The organism is Microbacterium sp. K24, from assembly GCF_004794465.1.
In the GTDB taxonomy this organism is placed as follows: Bacteria; Actinomycetota; Actinomycetes; order Actinomycetales; family Microbacteriaceae; genus Microbacterium.
On sequence record NZ_SSDJ01000124.1, the window covers coordinates 1 to 25,518 of the forward strand.

At 69.1% G+C, this 25,518-nt stretch carries 25 protein-coding genes and 1 tRNA gene; 12 read left to right on the plus strand and 14 right to left on the minus strand.

All coding sequences use genetic code 11. The annotated features are described in order from the left end of the window. From DW306_RS12205 to lysA, 4 genes are all read right to left on the minus strand, one after another. Nucleotides 1-190 (minus strand): hypothetical protein (locus tag DW306_RS12205; protein ID WP_205814165.1); only part of this gene is annotated, 190 nt, incomplete at its 3' end. Between the two features lie 158 nt (nt 191-348). Continuing rightward, complete coding sequence (gene thrB / locus DW306_RS12210) at nt 349-1,296, minus strand: homoserine kinase (RefSeq protein WP_136055865.1); 948 nt, start codon at nt 1,294-1,296, stop codon at nt 349-351. Then, the gene (locus tag DW306_RS12215) at nt 1,293-2,597 is read right to left on the minus strand and encodes a homoserine dehydrogenase (protein ID WP_136055866.1); all 1,305 of its coding nucleotides are present in this window, start codon (nt 2,595-2,597) and stop codon (nt 1,293-1,295) included. The genes thrB and DW306_RS12215 overlap by 4 nt, the downstream gene beginning before the upstream one ends. Before the next feature lie 21 nt (nt 2,598-2,618). Further along, nucleotides 2,619-4,037: a diaminopimelate decarboxylase gene (gene lysA / locus DW306_RS12220; RefSeq protein WP_136055867.1), complete on the minus strand. Its 1,419-nt coding sequence runs from the start codon at nt 4,035-4,037 to the stop codon at nt 2,619-2,621. Nucleotides 4,038-4,187: 150 nt separating this feature from the next. Between lysA and DW306_RS12225 the strand changes: the two genes are divergently transcribed. The 3 genes from DW306_RS12225 to DW306_RS12235 are packed head-to-tail and all read left to right on the plus strand — an operon-like array spanning nt 4,188 to nt 6,784. Beyond that, on the plus strand, nt 4,188-5,270 hold the full coding sequence (locus tag DW306_RS12225) for a YihY/virulence factor BrkB family protein (RefSeq protein WP_136055912.1): 1,083 nt from the start codon (nt 4,188-4,190) through the stop codon (nt 5,268-5,270). 52 nt (nt 5,271-5,322) lie between these two features. After that, on the plus strand, nt 5,323-6,228 hold the full coding sequence (locus DW306_RS12230) for an alpha/beta hydrolase (protein WP_136055868.1): 906 nt from the start codon (nt 5,323-5,325) through the stop codon (nt 6,226-6,228). A gap of 10 nt (nt 6,229-6,238) precedes the next feature. Then, complete coding sequence (locus DW306_RS12235; protein ID WP_240747177.1) at nt 6,239-6,784, plus strand: TetR/AcrR family transcriptional regulator; 546 nt, start codon at nt 6,239-6,241, stop codon at nt 6,782-6,784. A gap of 19 nt (nt 6,785-6,803) precedes the next feature. Here DW306_RS12235 and DW306_RS12240 read toward each other — a convergent pair whose 3' ends face one another. Beyond that, complete coding sequence (locus tag DW306_RS12240; RefSeq protein WP_136055870.1) at nt 6,804-7,658, minus strand: DUF2993 domain-containing protein; 855 nt, start codon at nt 7,656-7,658, stop codon at nt 6,804-6,806. Nucleotides 7,659-7,696: 38 nt separating this feature from the next. Next, the gene (argS, locus tag DW306_RS12245) at nt 7,697-9,361 is read right to left on the minus strand and encodes an arginine--tRNA ligase (protein ID WP_136055871.1); all 1,665 of its coding nucleotides are present in this window, start codon (nt 9,359-9,361) and stop codon (nt 7,697-7,699) included. Nucleotides 9,362-9,454: 93 nt separating this feature from the next. Between argS and DW306_RS12250 the strand changes: the two genes are divergently transcribed. Together DW306_RS12250 and DW306_RS12255 are read left to right on the plus strand one after the other, a co-directional pair. Then, nucleotides 9,455-10,270: an SGNH/GDSL hydrolase family protein gene (locus tag DW306_RS12250; protein ID WP_136055872.1), complete on the plus strand. Its 816-nt coding sequence runs from the start codon at nt 9,455-9,457 to the stop codon at nt 10,268-10,270. A gap of 16 nt (nt 10,271-10,286) precedes the next feature. Next, nucleotides 10,287-10,359, plus strand: a tRNA-Arg gene (locus tag DW306_RS12255). 99 nt (nt 10,360-10,458) lie between these two features. Here the strand turns inward: DW306_RS12255 and DW306_RS12260 are convergent. The 4 genes from DW306_RS12260 to DW306_RS12275 all read right to left on the minus strand — a co-directional run bounded on the left by DW306_RS12260 (nt 10,459) and on the right by DW306_RS12275 (nt 13,818). Then, nucleotides 10,459-11,172, minus strand: coding sequence for a VIT family protein (locus DW306_RS12260; protein ID WP_136055913.1), 714 nt, complete (start codon nt 11,170-11,172; stop codon nt 10,459-10,461). A gap of 90 nt (nt 11,173-11,262) precedes the next feature. Beyond that, nucleotides 11,263-12,873: a DHA2 family efflux MFS transporter permease subunit gene (locus DW306_RS12265; protein WP_136055873.1), complete on the minus strand. Its 1,611-nt coding sequence runs from the start codon at nt 12,871-12,873 to the stop codon at nt 11,263-11,265. Between the two features lie 47 nt (nt 12,874-12,920). Then, the gene (locus tag DW306_RS12270) at nt 12,921-13,163 is read right to left on the minus strand and encodes a hypothetical protein (RefSeq protein WP_136055874.1); all 243 of its coding nucleotides are present in this window, start codon (nt 13,161-13,163) and stop codon (nt 12,921-12,923) included. A gap of 34 nt (nt 13,164-13,197) precedes the next feature. Further along, nucleotides 13,198-13,818 carry a cyclodeaminase/cyclohydrolase family protein gene (locus DW306_RS12275; RefSeq protein WP_136055875.1) on the minus strand — a complete coding sequence of 207 codons (621 nt, stop codon included), beginning with the start codon at nt 13,816-13,818 and terminating at the stop codon, nt 13,198-13,200. 51 nt (nt 13,819-13,869) lie between these two features. On the opposite strand from DW306_RS12275, the gene DW306_RS12280 reads away from it, so the two are divergent. Further along, nucleotides 13,870-14,274 (plus strand): hypothetical protein, encoded by a 405-nt coding sequence (locus tag DW306_RS12280; RefSeq protein WP_240747178.1) that lies wholly within the window; start codon nt 13,870-13,872, stop codon nt 14,272-14,274. On the opposite strand, the gene DW306_RS12285 is transcribed toward DW306_RS12280, so the two are convergent. Next, the gene (locus DW306_RS12285; protein WP_136055876.1) at nt 14,248-16,722 is read right to left on the minus strand and encodes an HAD-IC family P-type ATPase; all 2,475 of its coding nucleotides are present in this window, start codon (nt 16,720-16,722) and stop codon (nt 14,248-14,250) included. The two genes, DW306_RS12280 and DW306_RS12285, sit on opposite strands and share 27 nt — an antisense overlap. A gap of 69 nt (nt 16,723-16,791) precedes the next feature. On the opposite strand from DW306_RS12285, the gene DW306_RS12290 reads away from it, so the two are divergent. Genes DW306_RS12290 through DW306_RS12300 form a run of 3 tightly spaced genes read left to right on the plus strand, consistent with a single transcriptional unit; the run spans nt 16,792 to nt 18,702 of the window. Further along, nucleotides 16,792-17,253 (plus strand): MarR family transcriptional regulator, encoded by a 462-nt coding sequence (locus tag DW306_RS12290; RefSeq protein ID WP_205814166.1) that lies wholly within the window; start codon nt 16,792-16,794, stop codon nt 17,251-17,253. A 29-nt stretch (nt 17,254-17,282) separates the two neighbouring features. After that, nucleotides 17,283-17,705, plus strand: coding sequence for an organic hydroperoxide resistance protein (locus DW306_RS12295; RefSeq protein ID WP_136055877.1), 423 nt, complete (start codon nt 17,283-17,285; stop codon nt 17,703-17,705). Between the two features lie 19 nt (nt 17,706-17,724). Beyond that, nucleotides 17,725-18,702: a zinc-binding dehydrogenase gene (locus DW306_RS12300; protein WP_136055878.1), complete on the plus strand. Its 978-nt coding sequence runs from the start codon at nt 17,725-17,727 to the stop codon at nt 18,700-18,702. 25 nt (nt 18,703-18,727) lie between these two features. Here DW306_RS12300 and DW306_RS12305 read toward each other — a convergent pair whose 3' ends face one another. Together DW306_RS12305 and treS are read right to left on the minus strand one after the other, a co-directional pair. Then, nucleotides 18,728-20,173 (minus strand): phosphotransferase, encoded by a 1,446-nt coding sequence (locus tag DW306_RS12305; RefSeq protein ID WP_136055879.1) that lies wholly within the window; start codon nt 20,171-20,173, stop codon nt 18,728-18,730. Next, nucleotides 20,173-21,903, minus strand: a complete 1,731-nt coding sequence (treS, locus tag DW306_RS12310) for a maltose alpha-D-glucosyltransferase (RefSeq protein WP_136055916.1) — start codon at nt 21,901-21,903, stop codon at nt 20,173-20,175. Before treS ends, DW306_RS12305 begins: the two co-directional genes overlap by 1 nt. A gap of 200 nt (nt 21,904-22,103) precedes the next feature. Between treS and DW306_RS12315 the strand changes: the two genes are divergently transcribed. Together DW306_RS12315 and DW306_RS12320 are read left to right on the plus strand one after the other, a co-directional pair. Next, nucleotides 22,104-22,505, plus strand: coding sequence for a RidA family protein (locus DW306_RS12315; RefSeq protein WP_136055880.1), 402 nt, complete (start codon nt 22,104-22,106; stop codon nt 22,503-22,505). A 125-nt stretch (nt 22,506-22,630) separates the two neighbouring features. Continuing rightward, nucleotides 22,631-23,002: a hypothetical protein gene (locus tag DW306_RS12320; RefSeq protein WP_136055881.1), complete on the plus strand. Its 372-nt coding sequence runs from the start codon at nt 22,631-22,633 to the stop codon at nt 23,000-23,002. A gap of 30 nt (nt 23,003-23,032) precedes the next feature. On the opposite strand, the gene DW306_RS21620 is transcribed toward DW306_RS12320, so the two are convergent. Beyond that, on the minus strand, nt 23,033-23,689 hold the full coding sequence (locus DW306_RS21620) for a hypothetical protein (RefSeq protein ID WP_240747179.1): 657 nt from the start codon (nt 23,687-23,689) through the stop codon (nt 23,033-23,035). Between the two features lie 78 nt (nt 23,690-23,767). Between DW306_RS21620 and DW306_RS12325 the strand changes: the two genes are divergently transcribed. Continuing rightward, nucleotides 23,768-25,513, plus strand: a complete 1,746-nt coding sequence (locus DW306_RS12325) for an alkaline phosphatase family protein (RefSeq protein ID WP_240747180.1) — start codon at nt 23,768-23,770, stop codon at nt 25,511-25,513. The last annotated feature ends 5 nt before the right edge of the window (nt 25,514-25,518 follow it).

Genomic DNA, 25,518 nt, shown 5'->3' on the forward strand with positions numbered 1-25,518 from the left:
CGGCATCCGGCTTGTCGGCAGCCTTCTCCGCCTTCGCGGCGGCCGTCGCCGTGGTGGCGCGACGCGGTGCGCGCTTGCGCGCCGGTGCGGCCGTCTCGGTGTCGGTCGCGGCCGCAGGTGCGGACGCGGCAGACGTCTGATCGTTCTGGGTCTCGGAGAGGTTCTCCACGAGTGCTCCCTTATATGTCATGGGGAATGAGCGTTGAACGCGCACAACGGGTGCTGCGCACGATCGCACGGGCTGACGCTCGGCGCCAGCCAGCCTCGGCAGGAGCTCTGGAAAGAGCAGTGCCACAGGGGTTTGCGTGCGGGTCTTGCAAGAGTTGCAATGGGGCCAGATTCACGAAACTACGTGGAGCCCTCCGCTCGATCCCCCACTGTACCACCACGCACGTCGACGGCGAGCAGGAGCGCCTCCCACGGGGTGTCGGTGATGCGATCGGCGAGTTCGACGGCGTCCTGCCGGCTTCCGGGGCCATCGGCCAGCACGAGCACGCTGGGGCCGGCGCCCGAGACCACGGCGGCGAACCCCGCGGCACGCAGCGCCTGCACCAGCCGCTGCGTCTCGGGCATGGCTCCGGCGCGGTAGTCCTGGTGGAGACGGTCCGCGGTGGCGTCGAGCAGCAGCTCGGGGCTCTGCATGAGGGCGGCGATCAGCAGCGCCGATCGCGACACGTTGAACACGGCATCCGCCGTCGACACGTGCGGGGGCTGCAGGGAGCGGGCCTGCGACGTCGACATCGTGTAGGCGGGCACCAGCACGAGCGGCGAGACTCCGCGGTGCACCAGGAGCTTCTTGTGCTGCGGACCGCGCTCCCCCACCCAGGCGATCGTCAGTCCGCCGAACAGCGCAGGAGCGACGTTGTCGGGGTGGCCTTCGAGCTCGGTCGCGAGGCGCAGGAGATCGGCGTCCTCGATCTCGACGTCGCCTTCCAGAAGACCCTTCGCGGCGAGGACGCCGGCGGCGACCGCAGCACCGGAGGAACCGAGCCCGCGGCCGTGCGGCACGCCGTTCTCTGCGACGATCCGCAGCCCCGGAACGGGCCGGCCCACGTCGGCGAACACGTACGCGATCGTGCGGACGATGAGGTTCGAGGCGTCCCGCGGGATCTCCTGCGCGCCGGAGCCGGAGACCTCGATCTCGAGCTGTCCGGCGGGGAGCGCCGTCACCTGCAGCGTGTCGTAGATGCTGAGGGCGAGCCCCAGAGTGTCGAATCCCGGGCCGAGGTTCGCGCTCGTGGCGGGAACGCGCACCTCGACGGTGCGGCCCTCGACGGGAGCCGGCGCCACCGTCACTCGCCTTCCACGCGCAGCACGGAGACGACCCGCTCCACCACCGCGCTGTCGGCGAGGGCGTCGACGGTCGCGCTGAGCGCCTGTTCGGTCGCGCGGTGCGTGCCGATGATCAGGCGGGCGGTCGGCTCGTCCTCGCCTTCCACGGTCTGCACGACCGTCGCGACCGAGACGCCGCCGTCGCTGAGCGTGCTCGCGACCGTGGCCAGCACACCCGGCGCATCCGCGACCTCGAGCGTGATCTGGTAGCGGGTGTGGACGTGGCCGATTGGGACGACGGGAAGGTTGGCCCTCGTCGATTCACCCACGCCGACTCCACCGGCGATGTGCCGGCGTGCCGCCGAGACGACGTCGCCGAGCACGGCAGAGGCCGTCTGCACGCCGCCCGCACCGGCGCCGTAGAACATCAGCGATCCGGCGGCTTCCGCCTCGACGAAGACCGCGTTGTTGGCTCCGTGCACGGAGGCCAGCGGATGCGAGGCCGGCACCAGCGCCGGATACACGCGCACCGAGATGGACTCCGCGCCGTCGACGTCGAGGCGCTCGCACACGGCCAGCAGCTTGATCACGAATCCGGCGGCGCGCGCCTCGTCGATCATGGAAGCCGTGACGGAGGTGATGCCCTCACGGTGCACGGCGTCCAGCGGCACAGCGGTGTGGAAGGCGAGGCTGGCGAGGATCGCGGCCTTCTGCGCGGCGTCGTATCCCTCGACATCGGCGGTCGGGTCCGCCTCGGCGTAGCCCAGGCGCTGCGCATCGGCCAGCACGTCGGCGAAGTCGGCGCCCTCGGTGTCCATCCGGTCGAGGATGTAGTTCGTGGTGCCGTTGACGATGCCCATGATGCGCACCACCCGGTCGCCGGCGAGCGAGTCGCGCAGCGGGCGGATGATCGGGATGGCGCCCGCGGCGGCCGCCTCGTAGTAGACCGAGGCGCCGACGCGATCGGCCGCCTCGAAGAGCTCGGGGCCGTGGGTCGCGAGCAGCGCCTTGTTGGCCGTCACGACGTCGGCGCCGGAGCCGATCGCCTGAAGGATGTTCGTGCGCGCCGGCTCGATGCCGCCGATGAGCTCGATCACGATGTCGGCGCCGAGGATCAATGTCTCGGCATCCGTCGTGAACAGCTCCTTCGGCAGGTCGACGTCGCGCGGGGCGTCGACGTCGCGCACGGCGATGCCGGCCAGCTCCAGCTCGGCACCTGCGCGGTCGGCGAGCTCGTCGCCGTGGCGCAGCAGGAGAGCCGCGACCTGCGAGCCGACCGCTCCGGCGCCCAGCAGCGCCACACGAAGTCGTCGGTAGTCAGTCATGGTTGCTCCTTCGGAGGTGGGTCATTTCTCTCCCTCGGGGGCCTGAGCCCCGTCGATGCCCGCGTCTCGGGCCAGCAGGTCGTCGATGGTCTCGCCGCGGACGATGACCCTCGCCCGACCGTCGCGCACGGCGACGATCGGCGGACGCGGCACATGGTTGTAGTTGCTCGACAGCGAGGCGCAGTACGCGCCCGTCGCGGGGACGGCGAGCAGATCGCCCGGCACGAGGTCGGCGGGCAGGTACTCGTGATCGACGACGATGTCGCCCGATTCGCAGTGCTTGCCGACGACACGGCTGAGCTGCGGCTCTCCGCCGCCGGCCCGTGAGGCGAGTCGTGCCGAGAACTGCGCGCCGTACAGGGCGGTGCGAGCGTTGTCGCTCATGCCGCCGTCGACGCTGATGTAACGGCGAACGGCGCCGGACTCGACCGTGACGTCCTTCGTGGTGCCGACCTCGTAGAGCGTGACGCCGGCCGTGCCGACGATCGCGCGTCCGGGTTCGAACGACAGGGCGGGAACGGGGATGCCGCGTGCGGCGCAGCCCTCGGCCACGGCCGTGACGATCTCGCCCGCGAGCACGTCGATCGGCGTCGGGTCGTCGACGCGGGTGTAGGCGATGCCGAAGCCGCCACCCAGGTTCAATTGCGGCACGGGCCCGCCGTCGAGGAGCGTGGCGTGCAGCTCGAGCACCCGCGATGCCGATTCGCGGAATCCGGCGACGCCGAAGATCTGCGAGCCGATGTGGCAATGCAGACCGGCGAACTCGAGTCCGGACAGTTCGCGGATGCGCGCGACCGCCTGCTCCGCCTCGGCGAGGGGGAAGCCGAACTTCTGATCCTCATGCGCCGTGGCGAGGAACTCGTGGGTCTCGGCGTGCACGCCGCTGATGACCCGCACCAGCACCCGCTGGACCGCGCCGGTGCGCGCGGTGATCGCGGCGAGACGCTCGATCTCGATCGCGCTGTCGACGATGATCGTGCCGACGCCGGCGACCACGGCCCGCTCCAGCTCCGCCGTCGACTTGTTGTTGCCGTGGAATCCGAGCGACGCCGGCGCCACCCCGGCGGCGAGCGCGACTTCGAGCTCTCCTCCGGTGCACACGTCGACTCGCAGTCCTTCGTCGACGACCCAGCGTGCGACGGTCGTCGAGAGGAATGCCTTGCCCGCGTAGTAGACCTGCGCCGTCGTGCCGTTCTCGGCGGCGGCCTGGTCGAACGCCGTGCGGAAGGCCCTGGCGCGGCTGCGCACCTCGTCCTCGTCGAGCACCAGCAGCGGCGTGCCGTAGGCGCGCGCGAGATCGTTCGCGCTCACGCCGGCGATGTCGAGGACTCCGTCTGCGTCGCGCACCGCGGAGGCGGGCCACACGCCGCGCGCGAGGTCGTTCGCATCTTCGGGGACGAGGAGCCATTCCGGGGCGAGCGAATCGGCAGGGGGAAGCACTGAGCACCAATCGTGGGACGGATCTCGGGCTGAACACGCACATCGAGGTTGACCCGATTCTAGGGCACCGCCTGCGACCGCCTTGTCACGGTGACGCCTGACGTCAAGCCCCTGCGGCGGTTCGTCGCGGGCTCATAGGGTGGGGTCGTGATGAACACCGAATCGCCTTCTGAGACCCCTGATCGCCCCGGCCTCATCGCGCGTGTCAGCGAGCCGCTCATCGCCTGGGCCCTGCGGCGGCGCCTCGTGCGCGCCGCTCTGCTCTACACCGAGCGTCGTGGCCCGATGCTGGCCGACAGCGTCACCTATCGCGCACTGTTCAGTGTCTTCGCCGGCGTGCTGCTCGGGTTCTCCATCGCGGCGCTCTGGCTGGCGGGAAACCCGGACGCGTGGCGGGCGATCATCGATTCCGTGCAGTCCGTCGTGCCGGGGCTCATCGGCGACGGCGGCGTGATCGATCCGGACGACCTGCAGCGACAGCCGGCATCCTTGTCGATCGCCGGCATCATCTCGCTCGTCGCCCTCATCGGTGCGGCACTCGGTGCGATCGGCTCGTTGCGCACCGCGGTGCGGGTGATCGCCGGGACCGTGCAGGACGACACCTTCTTCCTCTGGGTGATCCTGCGCAACCTCGCTCTGGCGATCGGCATCGGCGTCGCGTTCGTCGCCGCAGCCGCCGTCACTTTCGTCGGACGCCTCGGGGTCGACTGGATCAGTGATCTGCTCGGGCTTCCCGCCGACTCGCCGCTCGTCAGCTGGGCGGCACCGGTGCTCTCCCTCGTGGTGGTCTTCGCGCTCGACACGGTTCTCCTCGTCGCCGTGTTCCGTCTGCTCTCCGGCGTGCGCCCCGCGGGCCGCTCGCTCTGGGGCGGGGCGTTGCTCGGCGCCGTCGGTCTCGTCGTGCTGCAGCAGCTTTCCAGCCTGTTCGTCGGCGGCGCGACGAGCAATCCGCTGCTCGCGACCTTCGCCTCGCTGCTCGCGCTCCTGATCTGGCTGAACCTGTCGACGCAGGTGATGCTCCTCGCCTGCGCCTTCATCGTCACGACGGAGGAGGAGCGGACGGACCGCGTGCACCAGCGCTTCGGAGCCACCACCTTCCCGCAGCGGCGGCTGCAGCGCGCCGAGGTCGATGTCCGCATCGCGACGGCCGAGCTGCGCGCGGCGCAGAAGGCGGCCGGTAGTGGCACCGGCACGGACACCGACGAGGCCCGCGCGGACGACAAGACTTCCTGACCGTCCGACGTTGTGACCGGAAATGCTAATCTGGTCACAACGGGAGGACGGCATGGAACCTCGACGCGGACAGGTCGACGTCTCGGGCGCGGCCGTCTCCTTCCTCGAATGGCGGCCGGCCGAGGAGTCCGGATCGGTGGTGCTGCTCCTCCACGGAGGCGGCGCCGACAGCGCGGAACTCTCGTGGGGCGCGGTCGGGCCCGCGCTGGCGGACGTCGGCCATCGGGTCATCGCACCCGACCACCCCGGATTCGGGCGCAGCGCCCGCGCCGCCTGGCCACTCACGCAGGAGAATCTCGTCCGCTATGTCGGGGAGTTCATCGACGCGGCGAAGATCGACGACTATGCGGTCGGCGGGCTCTCCCTCGGCGGCGGCATCGCGCTCGGACACCTCCTCGCGCAGCCTGGACGCGCTCGCGCCGCGATGCTGCTCGGATGCTATGGACTCATGCCCCGGCTCGCCGACGGCCCGCGGGGTGCCGTGGTCCACTTCAGCAGCTACGCGCTTCTCCGCACCGGCCTCCTCGCCGCTCTCACGCGCTCGTACCTGCGCGATCGGTCGGCGATGGAGCGCGGCCTCCGCGACCTCGTCCGTGATCCTGCCGCCCGCACGCCCGCGCTCGTCGACGCGGTCCTCGCGGAGGCCGCCACCGGCACCGGCACGGCCGTCTTCGGCGAATGGCAGCGCGACCAGGTCCTCTGGAACCGTCTGCGCACCGACTACACCCCGCAGCTGCCGTCGATCCGCACACCGACGCTGCTCGTGCATGGCGATCACGACCGAGGAGTGCCCCTTCTGCGCATCCAGACGGCCGCAGAACTACTGCCCGACGCCGAACTGACCACCGTGATCGATGCAGGACACTGGGTGCAGCGCGACCGACCCGATGTCGTCATCCCGGCGATGCTCGCCCACCTGCGGAGGAACGACGATGCCTCGACCACTCATCCCGAATAGACGCGATCGCGTGCTCGACGCCGCTGAGCAGCTCGTGCTCGATCGCGGTTTCGATGCGATGAGCGTCGCGGCGATCGCCGCAGGCGCCGGAATCGGCAAGGGCGCGGTGTACCTGGAGTTCCCGGGCAAGAACGACATCCTCGATGCTCTCCTGCAGCGCGGCACGGCGCGCCTGCGCGAGCGGGTGCGGAACGAGATCGGTGAGCATCCACGCCTCGGCGACGCCTACCGTGCATCGGCACGCGCGCTGATCGAGGATCCGCTGATGACGGCCGCGTTCCTCGACGACCGTGGTGTGCTCGGTGATCACGTGATCGAGGTGCGGGACGGGCGCTATCGTGAGCGTCACCTCGGCGTCGTGGCGTGGCTGCGCGATCTGCAGGACAGCGAGCGCCTCGATCCGGAGGTCGATGCGGAGGCACTGGCCCTGGCCCTCTCGAGTGCGACGATCGGACTGCTCTCCGCGGCACGGCTGCTCGGCCCGCTCACGGCGGCGCAGCTCGACGGTGCCATCGATGCCCTGGGCCGCATGGCCGCTTCCGTCGAGATCGGGTGAACCAGGGTCGACGGCCCGGTCAGCGCGGGCAGACGCCCTTCTCCAGCAGTGCCGGATCGGTCGCGATCGCGCCGTCGACGTCGATGTCGATCACAGCCGCACTGCCGACGATCTCCAGCCCCGTGAGCGTGAGACCCGCCGGAAGCTGATCCGCGATGCAGACGCGCTGCGTCTGGGTGAGGCTGTCCGCCACCGACCCGAGCATCGAACCCACCCCGTCGACGTCGACGTCGAGCCCGCCGACCGACAGGCCCACCGGCGTCAGCTCGAGGTCGCCCTCGGCAGCACCGGGCGTGAGGGTGAGGGTGATCGGCACGGCAGTGCCGAAAACGGTGAACGATCCCCCGAGCGTGGCGTTGGGCGCATCGAACTCGACCGAGTCGACGGGCAGATCCGTGCCGGCGAGAAGCGTCGTGAACTCGGCCTGGTCGATCCTGATCGTTCCCGACGCCCCGCCCAGGTCGCCACCCTGGAGCGGGATGCCCGTCGCGGTGACATCCGCCGCTCCGGTGATGCCCTCGAGAGTCACGGCATCCGTCGACAGGTGCAGCTCATCGAGCCGTCCGCTGATCAGCTGCGGCAGCAGGATGCCCTCCGCCTCGACGTCGAGCTGCTGATCCGCCGGCAGGTCGAGCTGTTCGATCACGAGCGATCGCACGATTCCCGGCAGCACCGAGCGCGCGATGAACTCCGCCGCCACGACCAGCGCGGCCAGCAGCACCACGATGATCAGCAGCACCCACGGCCAGCGGCGTCGACGGCGCTTCCCCGGCGCAGCATCCGTCCCGCGGTCCGCATCGGAGCCCGGGATCACGAGCGTCGGATGCTCCGCGGAGGCGTCCGGATACGGCAGCGTGTGGTTGTCGTCGCTCATGCTGCCATCCTGCCCTACCGATATTCCGGCAGCGTGCGCTACATGCGCTCGGGAGCCGACACGCCGAGCAGCGCGAGCCCGTTGCGGAAGACCTGACCGGCGGCATCGTTCAGCCACAGGCGGGTGCGGTGCACGCTCTCGATCGGGTCGTCGCTCAGCGGGATCACGCGGCAGCTGTCGTACCAGCGGTGGTACAGGCCGGCGAGCTCCTCGAGGTAGCGGGCGACGCGGTGCGGCTCACGCACCTCGGCGGCGAACGCCACGATGCGCGGGAACTCCTGGAGCGCGCCGAGCAGCGCCGCCTCGGACTCGTGCGTGAGCGTCTCGGGGGCGAACTCGGAGCGGTCGACTCCGGAATCGGCGGCGTTGCGGGCCACGTTGTGCGTGCGCGCATGGGCGTACTGCACGTAGAACACGGGGTTGTCGTTCGTGCGCTTCTGCAGCAGCTCGGGGTCGAGCGCGAGTGGCGAGTCCGCCGGTGAGCGCTCCAGCGAGTACCGCAGGGCGTCGGTGCCGAGCCATTCGCGCAGGTCGTCCATCTCGATGATGTTTCCGGCGCGCTTGCTCAGGCGCGCGCCGCCCACCGAGACCAGCTGACCGATGAGCACCTCGACGTCCTTCTCGGGATCATCGCCGGCCGCCCCGGCGAGGGCCTTCAGGCGGTGGACGTAGCCGTGGTGGTCGGCTCCGAGCAGGTAGATCTTGTGCGCGAAGCCGCGGTCGCCCTTGTTCAGGTAGTAGGCGGCGTCGGCCGCGAAGTAGGTGTACTCGCCGTTGGAGCGGCGGATCACGCGATCCTTGTCGTCGCCGAAGTCGGTGGTGCGCACCCACACGGCGTCGTCCTGGTCGAAGACGTGGCCCTGCTCACGCAGTCGGTCGACGGCCTGGTCGACGAGGCTCACGCCGTCGGCGTTCTTCGCGTGGAGCGTGCGCTCCGAGAACCACACGTCGAAGTGCACGTTGAACTTCGCCAGGGACTCCTGCTGCTCGGCCAGCTGGTACTCGTAGCCCAGTTCGCGGGCGACCAGCACCTGCTCGGCGTCCGGCAGCTCGAGGAAGTCGGGTCGGGCCGCGACCACGCGGGCGGCGAGATCGTTGATGTAGCTGCCGGCGTAGCCGCCCTCCGGCGTGGGCTCGCCCGTGGCCGCGGCGACGATGGAGTGCGCGAAGCGCTCCATCTGCGCGCCGGCGTCGTTGATGTAGAACTCGCGGGCGACCGTGGCTCCGGATGCCGCGAGCACCCGGCCGATCGCATCGCCGAGCGCAGCCCAGCGGGTGTGACCGATGTGCAGCGGTCCGGTCGGGTTCGCGCTGACGAACTCGATGTTGATGCTGCGTCCGGCCTGGGTCTCGTTCGTGCCGTAGGCGGTGCCCGCGTCGACGATCGTCTTCGCGAGTGCGCCTGCTGCGGCGGCGTCCAGACGGATGTTGATGAATCCCGGGCCGGCGACTTCGGCACTCGCGACACCCTCGATGCCGGCGAGCCCGTCGGCGATCTGCTGCGCGAGCTCGCGCGGGTTCGTGCCGAACGGCTTGGCGAGGCGCATCGCGATGTTCGACGCCCAGTCGCCGTGGTCGCGGTTGCGGGGACGCTCGAAGACGATGTCGGATGCTGCGAGCTCCAGCGGCTCGCCGGGACGTCGTTCCTCGTTGATCGGTGCGAGGACGGCGAGGAGGGCTTCGGCGAGCGTTTCAGGGTTCATAGCCTTCCCAGTTTAGGGCGCGCGATGATGGTCTCCGACGCCGGTGCGGCGCGTGGAATTTGCGTTCGCGTTCCGGTGATCTACTCTCATGCAATGCACGCCTCCGCCGCCCGACGCCGACTGCGCACCGCGGGAATCGCCATCGCCCTGCTTCTCGCCGTCTCGGCAGGCGTTCTCGGCGTGTGGCGACCGTGGACTCCGCTCCCCGCGGCGGCTCCGATCGGTGCGGCGGCCGACGGTCAGGGAAGCGCGGCCTCGGTGGTCGCACCGGCACCGCTCAGCCTGCCCGATCATCCCCGCGTGCTGGTCTTCGGCGACTCCTGGACCTACGGTTCCGCAGCGACGGATCCGACGCTCGGCTACGCCTACGTCCTCGCCGATCTCATCGACGGAGAGACCATCGTCAACGGCGTCCGCGGCAGCGGCTACCTGAAGCCCGGACTGGACGGTCCGACCTTCGGCGAGCGCATCGCCCTGCTCGACCCGGCGCTCGCACCCGACCTGATCATCATCCAGGGATCGATCAACGACCGGGCGCAGGGTGTGGCCGGCTACCGCGAGGCCGTCACCGCCGCCTGGGACGCCCTGGTCGCGAAGTACCCGGATGCGTCGATCGTCGTGCTCGGACCCGCTCCGCACGAGCTTCCGGTCGGCGCCGCGACCGCGCGCATCGACACCGACCTGTCCGAGCTCGCTGCGGCGCGCGGCTGGTGGTACATCTCCCCCATCGCCTTGAACTGGATCACCGACCAGAACTATCTCTCTGTGATCGATGTGGACCTCGGGCACAAGCATCCGTCCACCGAGGGTCACCGCTACCTGGCCGAGAAGCTGGCTGCTGCACTCGGCGAGTTGCGCGGCGCTCCGGTCACCGAGGCCGGCGGGTCGGAGACCACCCCCGACGAGTGATATCGTCGTTCGGTACGCCTCCGTAGCTCAGTGGATAGAGCGCCGGTTTCCGGTACCGTAGGTCGCAGGTTCGACTCCTGTCGGGGGCACGGAATCGCAGAAGGGGACCGCCCGCCAGGGCGGTCCCCTTCTGCATTCTAGGTAACCCCCTACCGAGGGGCCCCAGTGAGCGGAGTCTGGCCGCGCTCTCACGCGATGCCGGTCGTGCCGAGCAGCGTGCCGATCGCGAATGTGACCACCAGCGCGATGGCCCCACCGAGCACCACCCTGATCGTCGGCCTCAGCGCGGGGTTCCCGCCGATCCGCGCACTGATGAATCCGGTCAGTGCGAGGGCCAGCAGCACCACCGCGAACGCGACCTGCACGCGGATCTCCGGAGGCGGGAGCAGGATCGCCAGCAGCGGAAGCATCGCCCCGAGGGCGAAGGCGAGCGCAGAGGCGCCCGCCGCCGCCCACGGGCTGACCACCTGGTCCTCCGAGATGCCGAGCTCCGCTTCGAGGTGTGCGCTCAGCGGGTCGTGCGCGGTGAGTTCCTCCGCCACGAGACGCGCCGTCGCCGGGCGCAGCCCCTTCGCCTCGTAGATGCCGACCAGCTCCTCGAGTTCGATCTCAGGGTCCGCGGCCAGCTCCCCGCGTTCCTTCTCGATCAGAGCCCGTTGGCTGTCTCGCTGACTGCTCACCGAGACATACTCCCCGAGCGCCATCGAGATGGCACCGCCGACGAGTCCGGCGGCGCCCGCGGCGAGCAGCGTCGCGGAATCCGTCGTCGCACCGGCGACGCCGACCACGAGCGATGCGACAGAGACGATGCCGTCGTTCGCGCCGAGCACCCCGGCCCTGAGCCAGTTGAGACGCCCGGCGAGGTCGCCACGGTGAGGTTCGCCCGGATGGATCGCCGACATCATCATCGTGCGACGGTCTCCGGCAGCACGGCGAGGGAGGTGGGGGAAGACGGAGTCATCGGGCAAGAGTACGCCCGCGTCCCGACGGATTCAGGGAGACGAATCCTCGAGCACGTCCTCATCCGCACGCGTGCGCGTCGAGCCCGCGCCGAGACTGATGGTGGAGAGCAGGCCCAGCGCGAGGAAGCTCGCCGCCGTCCACGCGGCGTACCGGGTGCCGTCCGAGAACGCCTGTTTGGCATCGTCGGCGATCGCCGAGGTCTCGGGTTTCGCCTCCAACCCGGCGATCGCCGCGCCCGCACTGTCGACGACCGCGGAGACCACCTGGTCCCGCTGCGCGGCCGGGAGCCCGCGATCGTCGAGCGCAGAGCCCAGCAGACCGGCCGTGCTGCTGAACAGCACCGTCCCGAGGATCGCGACGCCGAGCGCGGCCCCGAGCTGGCGCGACGTCGACTGGGTGCCCGAGGCGGCGCCGCTCTCTGCGACGGGGACGTCGGCGAGCACCACACCGGTCAGCTGCGCCGTCGCCAGGCCCACCCCGAGTCCGTACACGAACAGGAAGGGAAGCAACGGCACCCACGACGCATCCGGCCCGATGACGAAGCCGACGCCGGCGACGCCGATGATCTCGGCGATCAGCCCGACGCGCACCACCCACACCGGAGCCAGCTTCCCGCTCGATGCTCCCGCGACGCCACTCGCCACGAAGGAGCCGCCCGCCAGCGCGAGCAGCAGGAAACCGGTGTGCAGCGCATCGAAGCCCAGCACGAACTGGAGCCACAGCGGAAGCGCGAGGATGATGCCGAACTCCCCCAGGGAGACCACGGCGGCGGCGATGTTGCCGTTGCGGAACGACGGGATCGAGAAGAGGCGGAGCGCCAGCAGCGTCGATTTCCCCGCCCGTTCGCGGTGCACACCCCACACGATGAATGCGATGAGGGCCACGACGGCGAGCAGGAAGGCGAACGGGATGGGCGACAGGTCGAGCGGCCACGTCCAGTCGCCGAGCCTCGGTCGCTCGTCGACGAGCCACCAGCCGTAGGTGCGTCCCTCGATGAGTCCGAAGACCAGGCTTCCCATCGCCACCACGGAGAGCGCGGCGCCGACGACGTCGATCCGGGCGGTGCGGTCACTCCGCGATTCGGCCACGGTCAGCAGCACGCCGATGACGATGATGATGCCGAGCGGGATGTTGATCCCGAATGCCCAGCGCCAGGAGAACGCCGTCGTCAGCCACCCGCCGAGCAGCGGTCCGACCGCGGCCATCCCGCCGATCGTCGAACCCCACACGGCGAAGGCGATCCCCCGCTCGCGACCGCGGAACGTCGCGTTGATGATCGACAGCGTCGTGGGCAGGATCATCGAACCGCCGACGCCCTGCACGAGCCGGGCGAGGATCAGCATCCCGCCATCGGGTGCGAGCGATGCGAGAACGGATGCCGCGGCGAAGACGACGATGCCGATGAGCATCACCCGTCGTCGTCCGAATCGGTCGGCGAGGCTGCCGAAGACCAGCAGGAGCGCGGCGAAGACCAGCGTGTAGGCCTCCTGCACCCACTGCACCTCGGTCGAGGTGATGCCGAGATCATCGACGATCGCGGGGATGGCGACGTTGACGATCGTCGAGTCGACGATGATCAGCGAGACCGCGATGCTGATGAACACCAGCCCGATCCACCGGAGGCGAAGTTGCTTTTCCACAATCGCTAGCTTAGTTAGCTAAATCGCATCCGGATAGACCGGGTCTGTCAGAGGAGAAGATCCTCCAGTTCCTCCAGTGACAGTGTGCGCCCGCTCGCGGCAGGATTCCCGTCCTCGACGCGGAAGTGGTACTTGTCACCCTCGCGTGTCAGGTGAGCGGCATAGTCGATGTCGTGCGCGCGGTGCACGTCCCACTCACCCGGAGCGACGTACGTGAACCGGTAGGTGTTGTTCGCGCTGCTCCATTCGGTCACGCGATCGGGCAGGTCTTCCAGTTGGATCGAACTCATCCCCGAATCCTATGAGCAGTGCCATCGGGACCGCTCAGTCGTCGAAACCCGCCGACACCTTCGCCACGACGTCTGCGGCCTCGGTCTGCGCCAGGGCGAAGCGCTCGACAGCCGCGACCAGCGCCGGGTGATCCGCCCGTCGAGCTCCATGCCGTGCCGCCGTCTGCAGGTTCGCGCGGAGATTCGTCGATGCACCCCGGATGCCGGTCGCGAGGGCATCCGCGGCGATCGACAGGTCTGCCGCGAGGTGACGATTGCCGATCTCGACGAGCAGCCGCAGCTCGGGAAGAAGGCCCTCGCCCGCCTCGCCGAGTGCCGCAGAGGAGGCTGCAGCGCTCAGCGCGGCCCTCCGGACGGCGGTGTCACGGTCGGGATCCTCGGAGTCGAGCGCCAGTGCGGCGCCGAACTCGGCTGATCGCACCTCGTCGGCCTCTGCCGCGGAGAGGACGTCACTGCGCCGCCGTGCGAGCCGGACGGCGGACGCGGACGCCCGCTCATCGTCGGTGTACTCGGCGACCATCCGCAGCAGCGCCGCCGAGATCCCGAGCATCACCCCGCAGGCCGCTCCCCCACCGGGAGCGCCGGTGGGCTGAGCGAGTTCCGTCAGCCAGTCGGACAACGGCACGGACGTGGGAACGGGAACGGAGTCATCCATTCGCGCCACGATATCCGTTGCGGCCGCCCCCGGCACTTGTACAGTGAGCGCGTGGACCCCGTGACCGAGCCTCCGCCGCAGAAGCGCCCCGTCGTCGTCAGCATCGTCGTGGTCCTGGTCGTGCTGAGCGGGCTGTCGAACGCCCTGCTCGGCCTCACCGTGCTGCTGAGCCGCTACCAGGTGCCCGACGGCGATGTGCTGGTCGTGTCGCTCATCGGCGCCGGCGTGATCCTCTTCGGTCTTCTCACCCTCGCGGTGGCGGGGGGCATCCGGCGTGGCAGCAGGGGCGCCCGCCTGCTCGTCACGATCTATCTCGGCATCCAGCTCGCACTGCACGTGGTGACCGCCCTGACGACCGCCTGGGACTGGGCGGTGTTCGTCCAGGCCGTCGTGGAGCTGCTCGTGCTCGTCGCGGTCTGGGCGCCGCCCTCATCGCGACGGTTCTTCACCCGCTGAGACCTCGCTCGCTGAGACCTCTCCCGCCGCGGCCTTGGCGAGGAAGCGACGGTGCACGAGCCGCACGATCTCGATCGCGAGGATCGTGACGATCGTGATGAGCGAGATCAGATACGCGGCGCCTTCGCCCGGGTCGACCAACTGGAAGAACTCTCCCGCCAGCGGCACGGTGAAGAGGATCGACAGCGCGATGAACATCGCGCCGACGACGAGCACCTTGTAGCGGTTGAGCGGACGTGCGAGCACGGCCAGCACCCAGATGCCGACGATCGCCAGGATGATGGTCGACCCGGTCCGCAGCTGCGGTTCGGTGATGCCGAGCGCCATCGCGCCGCGGGTGTAGACGGTGAGCGCGATCGCGATCAGCAGCCCGGTCGGGATGGCGAAGGCCAGCGAGCGACGCAGGAACCCCGGGACGTAACGGCTCGCGTTCGGCATCAGGGCGAGGAAGAACGCGGGGATGCCGATGGTCAGCCCGTCGGTGATCGACAGCTGCCGCGGCAGGAACGGGAACTCCAGCACCATCACGCCGAAGAGGACCGCGAGCGTCGTCGCGTAGATGGTCTTCGTGAGGAAGAGCATCGAGACGCGTTCGATGTTCGCGATCACCTGTCGCCCCTCCGCGACCACGTCGGGAAGGTGCGAGAACTGCCCGTCGAGCAGCACCAGGCGTGCGACCGCCTTCGTCGCGGGCGATCCGGAGTTCATCGCGATGCCGATGTCGGCCGTCTTGATCGCCAGGGCATCGTTCACGCCGTCACCCGTCATGGCGACCGTGTGTCCCCGCGCCTGGAGACCGACGACCATGCGCTTCTTCTGCTCGGGGGTCACCCGGCCGAAGACGGTGTGCGCTTCGAGCACGGCGCCCAGTTCGTCGTCGCCTTCCGGAAGCTGCCGGGCGTCATAGCCCTCCCCCACGTCGAGACCGACCTGGCGGGCGATCGCCGCGACCGTGCGCGGATTGTCGCCGGAGATCACCCGGACGCCGACGCCTTGGGCTCGGAAGTACGACAGCGTCTTCGCAGCATCCGGCCGCACCTTCTCGCTGAACGTGATCACGGCCACCGGCGAGAGGCCGGCGGGGAGGTTTTCGCTCTTCTGGGCGGATGCCGGATACGGTTCGATCGTGCGGGCGAGGACGAGGGTGCGCAGGCCCTCGGCCGCCAAGCGCATGACGGCTTCGCCGACGTCGGTCGTGGCGTCGGTCGCCGCGTCGCCCAGAACCATCTCCGGAGCGCCGAGCACCCAGGTCTCGTCGTCGCGGTCCGCGAACGACAGGGCGCTCCACTTCCGGGCGGACGAGAACGAGATGTAGTCGGATGCCTCGCGCGGCCCCGCATCGGGGAACGGTTCACGCAAGCAGCGGGCGGTCGCATTCGCGTCCGGCGCACTGCCGAACCAGGAAAGCGCGTCCTTCCACCCGTCCACGCTCCGATCGATTCGGACCAGGTCGCGATAGGCCAGCTCGCCCTCGGTGAGCGTCCCCGTCTTGTCGAGACAGATGATGTCGACCCTCGCGAGACCCTCCACCGCGGGCAACTCGTTCACCAGCACCTGGCGCGCTGCGAGGCGAGCCGCGCCGACCGCGAAGGCGATCGAGGTCATCAGCACGAGGCCGAGCGGGATCATCGCGGTGAGCGACGAGATCGTGTTGACGATGGCCTGCGTCCACGTGCCGGTCTCCCACGCCGTCACCCACCCCCCGGCCACCATCATCTGCGCGTTGAGCACGAGCAGTCCGATCGGACCGATGCCCCAGCCGACCCATTTCAGGACGCGGTCGATCGAGGTGCGCAGTTCGGACGCCACGAGCGAGAACCGCTTCGCCTCCGCGGCGAACCGGTTGGCGTAGGAGTCCGCGCCCACCCGCACCGCACGGGCGATCCCTTCACCGGCGACGACGATCGACCCCGAGAGCGCTTCGTCGCCGTCCTGCTTGTCGACGGCATCCGACTCCCCGGTGAGCATGGACTCGTCGACCTGCAACGATCGGTGCTCGAGCACGACGGCATCCGCGGTGACCTGATCCCCGGCCCGCAGCACGAGGATGTCGCCCTGCACGACCTCCGCCGGGGCGATCTCGATGTCCTGCGAATCCCGGCGCACCCTGGCGCGCGGGGCGTTCAGCAGAGCGAAACGGTCGAGAGCTGCCTTGGCGCGGAATTCCTGCCAGCAGCCGATGATCGCGTTGCCGAACGCCGCGAGCCCGAACAGCGCATCCTGCCAGCGTCCGAGCACCAGCAGGATGAGGAAGCAGGTTCCGACGATGGCGTTGAACAGCGTGAAGACGTTGGCCTTGACGATGTTCCACGCGCTCCGGCTCGAATCACCGGTGAAGGCGTTGGTCTGGCCCTGCGCCGTGAGCTTCGCGACGCGCGCGGCCGTCAGTCCCGTTCCGGGATCGGTGTCGACCTCATCCGCATCCCGCACCGCCGCAGTCGCCTCCATGCGCCTCATCCTAGAGCGACGTCCATCTATTGAGTTGTGCACAATTGAATTGCGTGACATGGTTGAGGGATGGCCGTGACCGATGAGATGGTGTGCTTCTCGCTCTACTCCGCCGCCCGCGCCACCACGCAGGCGTACCGCACCCTTCTCGCACCCTGGGGACTCACGTATCCGCAGTACCTCGTCCTCGCGATCCTCTGGCACGAGGGCGATCAGACCATCGGCTCGCTCGGCGACGCCATGCAGCTCGACTCCGGCACGCTCTCCCCTCTCGTCCGCCGCCTCGAACAGGCGGGCCATGTCGCGCGCGCACGCCGGAGCGACGATGAGCGCGTGGTCACGGTCGCCCTCACCCCCGCCGGACAGGCGCTCCGCCACGACCTCGCGTCGATCCCCGCGCAGGTCGCGCGCCTCTCCGGCATCCGCGATGACGCGCACCGCCGCCGCCTGATCGCCGAACTGCAGGAGCTCACCGCTCTCCTCCAGGACGCCACGACCGACGCCGCCGCGCACGCGCGCAGCGGCGCATGACCACCACGACAGAAGGAAGAACCGCACCCATGGAAGCTCTCTACACCGCCGAAGCCCTCGCCACCGGAGCCGGACGAGACGGGCACGTCGCCACCAGCGACCGCCGCGTCGAGTTCGATCTGGCGATCCCGAAGGAGATGGGCGGCAGCGGCGACGGCGCGAACCCCGAGCAGCTGTTCGCCGCCGGATACGCGGCGTGCTTCCATTCCGCCCTGCAGAGCGTCGCGCGGGCGCAGAAGGTGCGACTCTCCGACACCTCCGTGGGCGCCCGCGTGCAGATCGGATCGAACGGACAAGGCGGATTCGGTCTCGCCGTCGAGCTCGAGGTCGTGATCCCCGAGCTCCCGCACGAGCAGGCCCAGGCCCTCGCGGATGCCGCGCACCAGGTGTGCCCGTATTCGAACGCGACCCGCGGCAACATCGACGTCACCATCACGGTCTCCGACGACTGACCCGAAAGGCACACACATCATGCGCGCACTCATCCACCCCGAATTCGGCGCCCCCGAAGACGTCCTGACCGTCGAGAACCGCCCGGTCCCCGAGCCCGGTCCCGGTCAGGTGCGCCTGCGCATCGTCCTCTCCCCCATCCACAACCACGACCTGTGGACCGTCCGCGGCACCTACGGCTTCACACCCGAGCTGCCCGCGGCATCCGGCACCGAGGCGCTCGGCGTCGTGGATGCGCTCGGCGAGGGGGTCGACAACCTCGCCGTCGGTCAGCGCGTCGCCACCGGAGGCACCTTCGGAGCGTGGGCCGAGTACATCGTCGCCAACGCGGCCGGCCTCATCCCGGTTCCCGACTCCCTGCCCGACGAGAGCGCCGCACAGCTCGTCTCGATGCCGTTCAGCACCATGACGCTCCTGCAGTTCCTTGACGTGAAGGAGGGCGACTGGATCGTCCAGAACGCGGCGAACGGCGCGGTGGGACGGATGCTCGCACAGCTCGGTCGAGCCCGCGGCGTCAACGTGCTCGGTCTCGTCCGGCGCTCCGCAGGTGTCGACGAGCTCCGCGCTCAGGGCATCGAGAACGTCATCGCCACCGACCAGGACGACTGGCGCGACCAGGTCGCCGCGATCACCGCGGACGCGCCCATCGTCGCCGGCATCGACTCGGTCGGCGGCGCCTCGGCCGGACAGGTGCTGTCGCTGCTCGCGGAAGGCGGCACCCTCGTGGCATTCGGTGCGATGGAGTCGCCCACCATGGAGATCGCCTCCTCCGACGTGATCTTCAAGCAGGCCACCGTGAAGGGATTCTGGGGCAGCAAGGTGATCCCCGCGCTCGAACCGGCGGTGCGGAACGCCCTGTTCGGAGAACTGTTCCAGCGCATCGGCGACGGCACGCTCACGCTGCCGGTCTCCGGCGTGTTCGATGCCGCAGACATCGCCGACGCCGTCCGCGCGAGCGGCACCCCCGGCCGCGTGGGCAAGGTGCTGCTGCGCTTCTGAGCGCGCCGGATGCCGAGATCGGGGCTCAGTCCTCGGTCTCGGCATCCTTCGTCTCGGCGCTCCCGATCTCGGCGAGCGCGGCGAGCGGTATCCGCACCCAGGTCGGTCGGTTGCGTTTCTCGTAGACGGCCTCGTACACCGCCTTGTCGGCGACGTACGCGTCGAGCAGCCGACGGTCGGCGCCATCGAGAAGAGGCACGCCGATCGCTGCCGAGTACGCATCGAGGAAATGCACGCGCGCGCGATGCGACCATTGCTCGCCCCGGGCCGCGCGGAGGTCGTCCTCGGCCTCCCCGTCGTCCGCCGGCACGGAGCGCGACAGCTGCACGACGCCCGGCGCGTAGTCGAAGGACCGGAGCATCCCCGCCACATCCCGCCAGGGCGAGTCGGGCAGCGCACGCTCGGCGAAGGGCCGACCGGGCTCGCCCTCGAAGTCGACGATCCGCCATCCGTGAGATGTGCGCAGCGTCTGACCGAGATGGAGATCGCCGTGCACGCGCTGCACGTCGATGCCGTCGAGCGCCGCAACCGCCTCGTACGCCGCGCGCGCACGGGGCGCCTGCGCCTCGAGTTCAGGAACCACACCGAGCGCGTGGTCGAGTCGCTCGTTCATCGCACGGGCCAGTGCGGCCGTCGCATCCGGTCCCCGACGCTCGGAGGGGAATCGATCGCGCAGCATCTCGTGCACCTGGGCGAGCGCCTCCCCCAACCTGGTCGCCTCGCCGGCGAAATCGCCGCCCGAGTCCGCGACCGACTGTGTGGGATCGGCCAGCAGCGTGCGTACGCTTCCGGTCGCGAGTTCGAAGCCGTCCGAAGCGGTGCGCAGGAACTCCTGCAGCATCGCCAGCTGCAGGACCTCGCCGTCGAGGTCGATCTCGACCCAGCCGTAGAGGGCGGCGATGCTCTCCACCGCTCCGCGCGTCAGCACTTCGTGGATCTCGATGTCGGGATTCACACCCGGACTCACCTTGCGGAAGATCTTCATGATGGCGGTGTCATCGAAGCGGACCGATGAATTCGATTGCTCACCCGACAGCGGGGATGCCCGGAGCGCCGGGTCGAGCGCCTCGCCCCCGGGAACACGCCGGAAGCGCAGGTCGCCGACCCGGGCCTCGCCGTCGGTCTCGGCCGCGACGAACGCCTCCAGCCACAGCGCCATGGCCTTTCGATCGTGCACGGCATCGAACACGTACCTCTGACCGCCCTCATGCTCGACGGCGCCGACGAACGCGTGCCCGATCTGCTCGATGTACTCGTCATAGCTCGCGAGAGGGACCTGATAGACCTCGGTCCCGCCCTCGGGGTCGGAGTACTCGATCGTGAGGAGGAGGATCGCGACCCTCACATCGCCGGCGTCGGCGGCGAGCCCGGCGATCGGCCGCATCCGGGCGACGCGGAACGGCCGCCCCTTGCCGGCGAACCATCGGGTGCGGACGAGGTACTCCTCGAGGACCGCGGGTTCGATGTGCATCACAGCATCCTCTGCTCTCCCGGCTCGTCCGCCGGTTCCTGAAGCTGGAACCAGAAGAAGCCGTGACCGCCGAGCGTGAGCAGGTAGGGCAGCTCGCCGATCCGCGGGAACGGCACCCCGCCGATGAGCTCCACCGGCATGAGGCCCTCGAATCGCCGCAGGTCGAGCTCCACCGGCTGCGGGAACTGCGAGAGATTGTTGACGCAGAGGATCACATCGACCGACCCGTCGTCGTTGGAGTGCTCTCGCGTGTAGGAGAGGACCGCGGGGTTGGAGCCGCCGAGGTCGTTGAAGCTGCCGAGACCGAACGCCGGGTGCTTGCGCCGGGCATGGATCATCTCGCGCGTCCAGTGCAGCAGAGAGGAGCGGTCCTCCTGCTGCGCTTCGACGTTCACCGCGAGGTATCCGTACACCGGATCCTGCACGAGCGGACGGGTCAGCTTGCCCGGGTTCGCCTTGGAGAACCCGGCGTTGCGATCCGAGCTCCACTGCATCGGCGTGCGGACGCCATCGCGGTCTCCGAGCCAGATGTTGTCGCCCATCCCGATCTCGTCGCCGTAGTAGAGCACCGGCGACCCCGGCAGGGACAGCAGCAGCGCCGTGAAGAGCTCGATGCGGTCGATGTCGTTCTCGAGGAGCGGCGCCAGGCGACGTCGGATGCCGATGTTCGCCTTCATGCGCGGATCCTGCGCGTACTCGCTCCACATGTAGTCGCGGTCCTCGTCGGTCACCATCTCGAGGGTGAGCTCGTCGTGGTTGCGGAGGAAGATCCCCCATTGGCACCCGGAAGGGATCGGCGGGGTGTCGGCGAGGATCTCGGTGATCGGATAGCGCGACTCCCGGCGGACGGCCATGAAGATGCGCGGCATCACCGGGAAGTGGAAGCACATGTGGCACTCGTCGCCTCCCACCTCCGGATCGCCGAAGTAGTCGACGACGTCGGCGGGCCACTGATTGGCCTCGGCGAGCAGGACGCGCCCCGGGTACTCCCTGTCGACGATGCGGCGGACCTTCTTGAGGAAGTCGTGCGTCTCCGGGAGGTTCTCGCCGTTCGTGCCCGGTCGCTCGTAGAGGTACGGCACGGCGTCGAGGCGGAAGCCGTCGAGTCCCATGTCGAGCCAGAAGCGCATGGCGTCGATCATCGCCTCGTGCACCTTCGGGTTGTCGAAGTTCAGGTCGGGCTGGTGGGCGAAGAAGCGATGCCAGAAGTACTGTTGCCGCACCGGGTCCCAGGTCCAGTTGCTGGGCTCCGTGTCGACGAAGATGATGCGAGCGTCCTCGTAGAGCTCGTCCGTGTCGCTCCAGACGTAGAAGTCGCCGTACGGGCCGTCGGGGTCCTTCCGACTCTCCTGGAACCAGACGTGCTCGTCGCTGGTGTGATTCATGACGAAGTCGACGATCACGCGGATGCCGCGTGCATGTGCGGCGTCGAGGAACTCCTGGAAGTCGGCCGTGGTGCCGAGATCGGACTGGATGCCGGTGTAGTCGGCGACGTCGTATCCCCCATCCCGCAGAGGCGACGGGAAGAACGGCGGCAACCAGAGGCAGTCGATGCCCAGCCACTTCAGATAGTCGAGTTTGTCGATGAGCCCCCGGAAGTCGCCCGAACCGTCGCCGTCGCCGTCCTGGAAGGAGCGGACGAGGACCTCGTAGAAGACCGCCGTCTTGAACCACTCCGGTTCGGGACTTCCGGGGGTGTCGGGGAACGGCTCCTCGGTGAGGATGGGGATCGATGCAGTCTGTGGGTGGGATTCGGCAGCACTCGTCACAGAGACCTCCTGACGCGGGACATGTCCCTCACGTTGCCTGATCGCCCGCCCCAGCGGAAGGCCCCTTGCGGGGATGCCGCCGCACGGTGTACTGGCGTTCCGGCGCCCCTCTCCGACGACGGGGATGGTGCGATGTCCGACGCCGGGGTCACAATCACCCCATGGAGATCACACTTGCTCAGCCCGAGGGGCTCGTCGTCAGCCCCGCATTCAGTCACGTCGCCGTCGTGCCGCCCGGCGCGACGATGATCTACGTCGGCGGCCAGAACGGCGTCGACACCACGGGCGCCGTCGTCTCGGCGGACGCCGCCGAGCAGTCGGCCCGCGCGGTCGAGAACGCCGGAGTCGCGCTCGAGGCCGCCGGCGCGAGCCTCGATGACGTCATCAGCTGGACCGTGCTCATCCACCAGGATGCCGACCTTCGCGCCGCCTACGGAGCGGTCGCCTCGAAGCTGGCCCGAGACGGCGCACCGCCTCTCGTCACGGCCGCACTGGTGGCGGGGCTCGGGGTGCCCGGGGCGCTCATCGAGGTGAGCGCCGTCGCCGCAGTGATCCGCGACTGACGGCACGCCCGAGACCCCTCACCGAGGGCCGTCTTCCGATATCCCGCCATTCTCCGACGTGCTCACTAGCGTTGTCGCAATCCGCAGGAACCTGCGGATCCAGAAGAAAATCGGAGGTGGGTATCATGGCCGGACAGCGCCCGGGTGGTGTCGTTCTCATTGCAGTTCTCGCGTGGATCGGGGCGATCGCTCAGATCGCCACGGGAGTCTTCATCCTGACGGGAGTAGTGGCTCCCGCGGGGGTTCCCACAGGGGCGGCGTGGGTCGCCATCATCGTCGGAGTCATATCGTTCCTCGTCGCCTTCTTCCTGTTCAGCGGCAGCGGCTTCGCCCGTGCGCTCGTGACGATCTCGTTCCTGCTGTCCCTCGCGTCGGCGATCTTCGCGATCATCGCGCACCCGGGGAACCTCGTCGCCCCGATCATCTCTGCCGCGCTCGCACTCATCGGCCTGATCCTGCTGTACACGAGGGCAGCCAACGACTACTTCACGGGCTGATCGAGAAGGATCTCGGCCTCCGCGGGGGCCTCAATGACGGATCCGGTCCTCTTCCTCGTCGACCACGGCGGCCAGGGCCGGATCCGTCCTCGTCCGGGATCGGTTCGCGCGGATCCGCTTGTCGAGCGATGCGGCGAGCCACGCACCGCTGAGGCCGAGGACGACCACCAGCCCGATCGTGACGAGCGCGTAGGCGCCGGACGTCACCGAGCTCTCGATCAGGAGCTTGCTCGCTCCCGGCGGGATGAGGATCAGGAGAAGCACGACGAAGGCCGCGGGGGTGCGCTCCCGCACGATCAGCCATCCGCCGAGGCTCACGAGCAGCGTGATCATGCCCTGGTCGGTGATGAACTGCCAGAAGCCGACCGGTTCGACGATGTTGCCGACGCCGCGTTCGATGCCGATCGTGGCCCAGAGCAGCAGCGTGACGCAGGCCAGTGTCACGGCGCCGAGCCGCCTCGCACCCGATGTCGGGAAGATCGCGAACGACACGACGTAGAGACCGAGGCAGACCAGGAACTCGAAGACGTCGACCGCGGGGACATCGGTGCCCAGCACCCCCGCATAGTTCTCCGCCTGGATGAAGGCATCGAAGTTGGTGATGATGTTCAGGTAGGCCGCGAACAGCACGCCGACCATGGACGCGCCGTACCGGGCATTCCTGTCGAATCGCACTCGCGCCGCCATGATGAGACCTTAGCGAATGCCATCCGATCCCCGGGTCAGCGGCGTTGCTACTATTGCGGCACGCGATCGGAGGCGCCGGTGGACGAAGCGACGAGCACCCACGCGGAGGGGGAGTCCTTGCCCCAGTCGCGCCGCGACTTCCTGCGCCGGGCGGGTCTCGGCGCCGCAGGGCTCGCGATCGGCGGTTCGGCAGGCGCCGCCGTCACGGCAGCGGCCACCGCCAACCCGCCCGAGTTCGCACCGCTGCCGACGAGGACGGTTCCCGGTTTCGACCACGTCGTCGTGGTCATGTTCGAGAATCGCAGCTTCGACAACATGCTCGGGCACCTCTACAGCGCAGACGAGAAGTCGAAGGATCAGTTCGACGGTCTCGCACAGGGCAGTTATTCGAATCCCGGGCCGGACGGCGAGGCGATCGAAGCGCACATCTACTCCGGTTCGACCGACCAGATCATGCAGTCGCCGCAGCCCGATCCCGGCGAGCACTTCCCGCATGTGAACACCCAGCTCTTCAGCACGGTCGACCCGCCGGGCAACTCCCACATCCGGCAGAACGGCCAGATGCCGCCCTTCAACACGCCGGCGACCGGAGCTGTGCCCACCAACGACGGGTTCGTGCGCGACTACATCATCAACTTCGAGCTCGACAAGGGCCGACCGCCGACGCCGGACGAGTACCGCGTGGCGATGGGCGGATTCAGTCCCGAGATGATGCCGGTGCTCTCCACTCTCGCGCGCGAGTTCGCCGTCTACGACGCGTGGCACGCCGCGGTGCCCTCTCAGACGTTCTGCAACCGCCTGTTCTTCCACGCCTCGACGTCGCACGGCTACGTCACGAATCACGGCGGCGACGGGTACTACAAGTGGATCGACGGCCCGGCAGCGCCGACCATCTTCAACCGGCTCGAAGAGGCCGGCATCCCCTGGCGCGTCTATTACGACGGGTCTCAGCTCGTCTCGCTCACCGGCCTCCTGCATTCACCGGTGCTGCAGCGCTACTGGAAGACGAACTTCCGCGAGATGCGTCAGTTCCACGACGACGCGCGCAACGGCGACCTCCCGGCGTACAGCTTCATCGAGCCCCGAATGGTCTTCAACCACAACGACATGCACCCGCCGTGGGGTGAGCACGTCCGCGAGACCGACCTCGAGATCGACGGTGAGAAGGTTCCGGTGTACAACAGCGCCCTCTCCGATGTGCGCTCCGGCGACCGGCTCGTGCAAGAGGTGTACGACGCGATCCGGACGAGCAAGTCCCGCAAAGGCTCGAACGCCATGAACACCGCCCTCGTCATCACGTTCGACGAGCACGGCGGCACGTACGATCACGTCGCGCCCCCGCAGACGACGCCTCCCGACCGGGGCGGCCCCGGTGAGATGGGCTTCGTGTTCGATCGACTCGGCGTGCGCGTGCCGGCGATCGTGGTGAGCGCCTACACCGCCCGCGAGACGGTCATCCACGATCAGATGCACCACGGGTCGATCATCAACACCCTCTGCCGTCAGCACGGTCTGGCTCCACTCACCCTGAGGGACCAGAGCGCAAACCCGATCTTCAACGCCGTGAACCTGTCCGAGCCCCGGCAGCCGTACACCTGGCCGAAGCCGCGCGCGCTCTACATCGGACGCAATCCCGAGGAAGACGATGCGACAGCGGCCGCCGTCAAGCACAAGCACCGTCCGCTCACCGCACCGGCCGTCGGTCTCACGGGCCTGCTCCTCGCCCGGTACAACCCGGGCGCGAAGGCGCCGAAGACATACAGCGAGGCCTACGAGGCGGTGACCCGCTTCGGAAAGGGACTCTTCGGGGTCTACGACGACTGAGTCGC

Bases quoted from the DNA above. Each gene is read 5' to 3' on its own strand.
- DW306_RS12215 (WP_136055866.1), bottom strand. From the start codon at position 2,597: ATGACTGACTACCGACGACTTCGTGTGGCGCTGCTGGGCGCCGGAGCG.
- DW306_RS12225 (WP_136055912.1), top strand. From the start codon at position 4,188: ATGAACACCGAATCGCCTTCTGAGACCCCTGATCGCCCCGGCCTCATC.
- DW306_RS12230 (WP_136055868.1), top strand. From the start codon at position 5,323: ATGGAACCTCGACGCGGACAGGTCGACGTCTCGGGCGCGGCCGTCTCC.
- DW306_RS12240 (WP_136055870.1), bottom strand. From the start codon at position 7,658: ATGAGCGACGACAACCACACGCTGCCGTATCCGGACGCCTCCGCGGAG.
- argS (WP_136055871.1), bottom strand. From the start codon at position 9,361: ATGAACCCTGAAACGCTCGCCGAAGCCCTCCTCGCCGTCCTCGCACCG.
- DW306_RS12250 (WP_136055872.1), top strand. From the start codon at position 9,455: ATGCACGCCTCCGCCGCCCGACGCCGACTGCGCACCGCGGGAATCGCC.
- DW306_RS12260 (WP_136055913.1), bottom strand. From the start codon at position 11,172: ATGTCGGCGATCCATCCGGGCGAACCTCACCGTGGCGACCTCGCCGGG.
- DW306_RS12270 (WP_136055874.1), bottom strand. From the start codon at position 13,163: ATGAGTTCGATCCAACTGGAAGACCTGCCCGATCGCGTGACCGAATGG.
- DW306_RS12275 (WP_136055875.1), bottom strand. From the start codon at position 13,818: ATGGATGACTCCGTTCCCGTTCCCACGTCCGTGCCGTTGTCCGACTGG.
- DW306_RS12285 (WP_136055876.1), bottom strand. From the start codon at position 16,722: ATGGAGGCGACTGCGGCGGTGCGGGATGCGGATGAGGTCGACACCGAT.
- DW306_RS12290 (WP_205814166.1), top strand. From the start codon at position 16,792: ATGGCCGTGACCGATGAGATGGTGTGCTTCTCGCTCTACTCCGCCGCC.
- DW306_RS12295 (WP_136055877.1), top strand. From the start codon at position 17,283: ATGGAAGCTCTCTACACCGCCGAAGCCCTCGCCACCGGAGCCGGACGA.
- DW306_RS12300 (WP_136055878.1), top strand. From the start codon at position 17,725: ATGCGCGCACTCATCCACCCCGAATTCGGCGCCCCCGAAGACGTCCTG.
- DW306_RS12305 (WP_136055879.1), bottom strand. From the start codon at position 20,173: ATGCACATCGAACCCGCGGTCCTCGAGGAGTACCTCGTCCGCACCCGA.
- DW306_RS12315 (WP_136055880.1), top strand. From the start codon at position 22,104: ATGGAGATCACACTTGCTCAGCCCGAGGGGCTCGTCGTCAGCCCCGCA.
- DW306_RS12320 (WP_136055881.1), top strand. From the start codon at position 22,631: ATGGCCGGACAGCGCCCGGGTGGTGTCGTTCTCATTGCAGTTCTCGCG.
- DW306_RS21620 (WP_240747179.1), bottom strand. From the start codon at position 23,689: ATGGCGGCGCGAGTGCGATTCGACAGGAATGCCCGGTACGGCGCGTCC.